Raw genomic sequence first — 5,422 nt, forward strand, 5'->3', positions numbered from 1 at the left:
CGGGACCTGGTGGTCCTGAATGATGTGAACTCCGGGAACGTGTGGCTGGTGAACCAGAACATGCAGCTGGTCAACAACTGGGACGACGTCATCCCACCCAAGGAAACTTCCGACGACGCCGACAAGGACTCCGCGGACGAGGTGCAGCAGACGGTTTTGCCGGACCGCACCAAACCCAACAGCGCCCCCGTGGCCAAACCGGACCAGTTCGGCATCCGGGCAGGGAAAACAACCATCCTGCCTGTCCTGGACAATGACTCTGACCCCGACGGCGACGTGCTGACCGTCCGCACTCCGGAAGGCGTCAAGACGGGCTCCGTTTCGCCCATCTACGGCTCCACCGGGCTGCAGGTTGCGGTGCCCGCGGACAAGACGGGCAGCGAAACCTTCAAGTACACAGTGGATGACGGCCGCGGACTCTCTGCATCGGCCGACATCACCCTCAATGTCATTCCGGCCGGCAGCAACACACCGCCGCGGCAAAAGCCCAACCGGAACACCACCCTGGTGGTCCAAACAGGCAAGGCCGTCACGCAGAACATCCTTCCCGACTGGATCGACCCCGACGGCGACGACTTGTTCGCCGTCTCCGTGTCCAGCGCCGACCCGCTGGACCAGGCCCGGATCCGCCCAGACGGCCAGCTCACCTTCCAGGACTCCGGCGCCGCCCCCGGCCGCAAAAACCTGACCGTAACAATGTCGGACGGACAAGCCACGGCCGAAGGCAAAGTCACCGTGGATGTCAGGAGCCCCGGCTCCCTGCCGCCGATCGCCAACGCCGATCACGTGGTGGCCGTTGCCGGCACCGACACCGTCATCACCCCGTTGAAGAACGATTCTGACCCGCAAGGCGGCACGTTGCGCCTGGCGCAGGCCACGCCCGATGCCGAGTCCACAGCCACCCTCAACCCGGACCAGCAGACTTTCACCTTCAACTCCCGTACCCTCGGCGCCCACTACGTCAGCTACCTTGTGACCAACGGCCCGGCCAGCGCCCAACAGCTGGTGCGCGTGGATGTGGTGCCGGGCACTGACGAGGGTGCTCCCGTCGCCGTCCGCGATACCGCACTGCTCCCCACCGGCGGCGACGTACTGGTGGATGTCCTGGGCAATGACTCGGATCCCTCGGGTGGCGTACTGGTGGTGCAGTCCGTCGCCGCCGACGCCGGCCTGCCGGTGAGCGTTGCGGTACTTGACCACTCGGTGGTCCGGATTACCGACATCCGCGCCGAAGGTCAGCTGACCGTCCGGTACACCGTCTCCAACGGCCGCTCGTCCGCGACCGGCGAGATCGCCGTACTGATGGTCCCCGCCCCGGCGAAGCTCCAGGCACCACAGGCAAAGCCGGACGAAGCCACCGTCCGGGTCAACGACGCCGTCACCATCCCCGTCCTGGCCAACGACGCCGACCCCAACGGCTCCAGGCTCGCACTCCTGCCCGACCTCGCCCAGCAGCCGGATGCCGCCGATGGACGCATGTTCGTGGCCGGTGACCAGCTGCGGTTCGTTGCCGGCCCCGAGGCGAAAACCGTATACGCCATCTACAAGGTGCAGAACGAATCCGGGCAAGTGGATTCCCAGCAGGTGACCATCCGCATCCGCGCCCGTGACGATGACCGGAACTCCCGCCCCGAGCCGCGCAACCTGACCGCGCGCGTGGTGGCAGGTATGACCGTCAAGGTACCCGTGCCCCTGGACGGCATCGACGCCGACGGCGACTCCGTCCAGCTCATCGGCATCGACAAGGCACCTGCCATGGGCACCGCAGTAGTACGGGACGGCTACCTGGAATTCACGGCGGCGGGCGACGCTGCCGGCACCGATAGCTTCACCTACCGGGTGCGGGACCGGATCGGCGCAGAGAACACCGGCACGGTGATCGTGGGCATCGCCCCGCCGGAGGCGAACAACCAGAAGCCCATTGCGGTGGACGACCCCGTGGATGTCCGGCCGGGCCGCAAAGTGGCGGTGGAGGCCCTGGCAAACGACTCCGACCCCGACGGCGACCCGCTCAGCCTGGTCTCCGATGGTTTCGAAGCCGGTTCCGGGTTGCAGGTGGAGGCCACAGACGGTGCCAGGGTCCTCTTCACGGCGCCCGGGGCTGCCGGCAACGAAAGCATCAGCTACCGCATCCAGGATGATAAGAAAGCTTCCTCCAGCGCCGTCATCCGGATCCGGATCAGCCCGGACGCCGAGCTCAAGCGTCCCGTGGCCAAGGATGACCGGGTATCGGTGGCAGAAACCCTTGGCAAGACCGCCGTCGATGTGCCGGTCCTGAAAAACGACACCGATGCCGACGGCGTGGCCACAGACCTGAAGGTCAGCCTGCCCGACGGAAATCCCAACGCCCACCCGGGCGGGTCGGGCAACGTAGTGGTGACCCTCACCCCGGAAGACCAGCTGATTCCCTACACGGTCACGGACGTCGACGGCCTCACTTCCACTGCCCTGATGTGGATCCCGGGCCAGGGCGCGCAGTACCCTACCCTCGCCAAGACCGACCCCGTTGAGGTCATGTCCGGCAAGGACGCCACCCTGGACCTGTCCGAATACGTCCGGGTCCGCAGTGGCCGCAGCGCCCGGATCACTGTGGCCGACTCCGTCCGGGTCCAGGGCGGCTCCCCGGAGGGCATCATCCGGTCCGACGGCAAAGCCCTGCGCTACACCGCCAAACCGGACTATGTGGGCCCGGGCTCCATCACCTTCGAAGTAACGGACGGCTCCGGACCCGACGACGCCGACGGCCTGAAATCCACCCTGGTCATCATGACCAAGGTGATCCCGGACCCCAACGCCAACCACCCGCCCACGTTCAGCGGCACCTCCGTGGACGTCCCCAGGGCCGAAACGGCAACGGTGGACCTCGCCGGACTGGCCAAGGACGTCGACGAACGGGACAAGGACAACCTCCGCTTCGAACTGGACGGGACGCTTCCCGCCGGCTTCAGCGCAAAGGTCGACGGCGCCACCCTCGCCATCACTGCCGATGGTTCCCTTGGCATCGGCGTCACCGGAAACATCCAGGTGAAGGTCACCGACGGCAGGTCACCCGCCGTCGGCGCCACCATCAGCGCACGCCATGTGGCCTCCAACCGGCCCCTGCCGGTGGCCAACGACGATGCGGTGGACAAGGCCAACGCAGGAAAGACGGAACAGGTCAACGTCCTGGCCAACGACTTCAACCCCTTCCCGGATACGCCCCTGCGGATCGTTGGCGCCACCGTGGAGACGGGCGCCGCAGCAGGCCAGCCGTCCGTGTCGGGGGACAGCGTCACCGTTACCCCGGCTGACGGGTACAAGGGCGTCATGGTGGTCCGCTACACCGTGGCCGACAAGACGGGCGACCTGTCCCGCCAGGTGGACGGCCGGCTGCGGCTCACCGTCCGCGGCAAACCCGACGCACCCTCTGCCCCCAGCGCCACCGACGTCCGCAGCCGCACCGCCGTTCTCAAGTGGGCGCCGCCGTCGGACAACGGCGCTCCCATCACGGGGTACACCGTCCGCTCGAACAACGGCTTCGAACAGAAGTGCCCCACCACCACCTGCACGTTGAGTGGGCTCACCAACAACGTGAAGTACGTTTTCACGGTGCTCGCCACCAACGAGGTGGGGGACTCGCAGGCCTCGCCGCAGTCCAACGAAATCCGGCCTGACGAGAAGCCATCGCCACCGGAGGCGCCCACGGTGAAGGCCGGGGACAAGACCATGGCCATCACTTGGCCATCGGCGAAAACCGAGGGCTCGCCGGTGAAGCACTACAACCTGGAGATCTCACCGCCACCGGCCAGCGGCGTCGCGGTAAAGAACGAGGTCGCCGGGCTGAACTACACCTGGACCGGCCTCACCAACGGCGTGAAGTACAAGGTGCGCGCCCAGGCCGTCAACGAGCTTGGCGCCTCCGACTGGGGTACCTATTCAGCGGAGGACAATCCCGCCGGTGTCCCGGCGCCACCTGCAGCACCTTCGTCCGCCGTCGCAGCATCCGTTGGAACCCAGAACCAGCTTCGGGTCACGTGGGCCGAACCCAATACCAACGGTGATCCGATCAGCACCTATTACGTCACCATGAGCGGCGGCAACGCCCCCGCCCAGACGCAGACCGTCCCCGGCAACGTCCGCACCGCAAACTTCACCGCCAACAACTCCGAGGCCGCCTACACGTTCACGGTGCAGGCTGAGAACAAGGCCGGCAAGGGCGCGGTCAGCCCGCCCTCCGCGCCCCGGCGCGCCACCGGCAAGCTGGCGACGGTCTCCGGCGTGACGGCCACGCCGGCGAACACCGGCGGAGCAGGACGCGCCGTGACAGTGGACTTCCGCAAACTGACCGCGGCGGAACGCAACGGTTCTGCCGAAAACGAAGTCAGCTACAGCTACAACGCCAGCAACGGTGCCCGCGGGCCCATCACGCCCGGCCAGACCATCGGCGGCTTCACCAACGGCAGCGCCGTCAGTATCACCGTCGTCGCCAACTCCACGGTGGCCCCGAGTTCTGATGGAAGCGCCCCTGCCACCGCCACGCCGTACGGCTCCCCGGGGACTCCCTCGGCGTCCGGCCAAAACGGCGGTGTAAACCAAAAATCCGCCACCCTGAACTGGTCCTCCCCGTCCACCAGCACCAACGACGTGGCGCAAACGAGGATCAAGATCAACAACGGCGGCTGGGAGAACGTTGCCCCCTCCGGCAGCAGGACGGTCAACACGGCCAACTTCGGTGACACCGTCACCATCGCGGTCCAGACCTTCAACTCCGTCGGCACCGGCAGCGCGGTGGTTACCGCCAGCGCCACCGCGGGCAAACAGGGCCTGTGGGAAACCCGGATCAAGACCTCCGACCCCAACTTCGTGAGGAGCTGCACCTTCACCATGGGGGGATCGAACTACCGGCCAAGTCCCTACTTCGACTGTGACGGCGTCAACGCGGACAGCCCGCCCTGGTTCTACAAGGCGGACCAGGACCGCATCATGGTGGCGTGCTGGATCGACCAGAGCGACAACTGGTCCGGCAACGGGATCGTCCGATGGTGGCGGGTTGAATCCGGCTCGGCACGGAATGTTGGCCGCTACGTGATCGCCGGCCACACCACGCTCGCCGATCCCGCCGGGCTTGGGGCACCGCATTGCTAGGCCCCATGCCCGGCCACAGCCCGGGCAGTTGTGCCCATCGCGGCGGTTTCCGCTATTCGGTAGGCTTACCCCGGGGAAAAGGAAGCCTGCTGCCTGTCCTGCGACCAGGCCGCCATCTGGCTACACAATCTGAGGGAAATTAACGCTGTGACAACTCTGCTGGGGAAGCTCGGGCTGAAAAAGCGACATAGGAAACTCGTCACCGGCACTGCGTTTGGTGCTGTGGTTGCTGTTGTGGTGACGGGTGCTGTGTTGTATCCGGGGTTTAAGACCACTGAGGTGGAGTTGAATGACGGCG

1 protein-coding gene is annotated in these 5,422 nt (G+C 66.4%); it reads left to right on the plus strand.

The window, feature by feature from the left end; all coding sequences use genetic code 11:
- Nucleotides 1–5,124, plus strand: a 5,124-nt coding sequence (locus tag ASG79_RS14460) for an Ig-like domain-containing protein (protein ID WP_056392125.1), incomplete at its 5' end; no start/stop codon positions are given.
- Between the last annotated feature and the right edge of the window lie 298 nt (nt 5,125–5,422).

The sequence above is a fragment of the Arthrobacter sp. Soil761 genome (genome assembly GCF_001428325.1).
GTDB lineage: Bacteria > Actinomycetota > Actinomycetes > Actinomycetales > Micrococcaceae > Arthrobacter.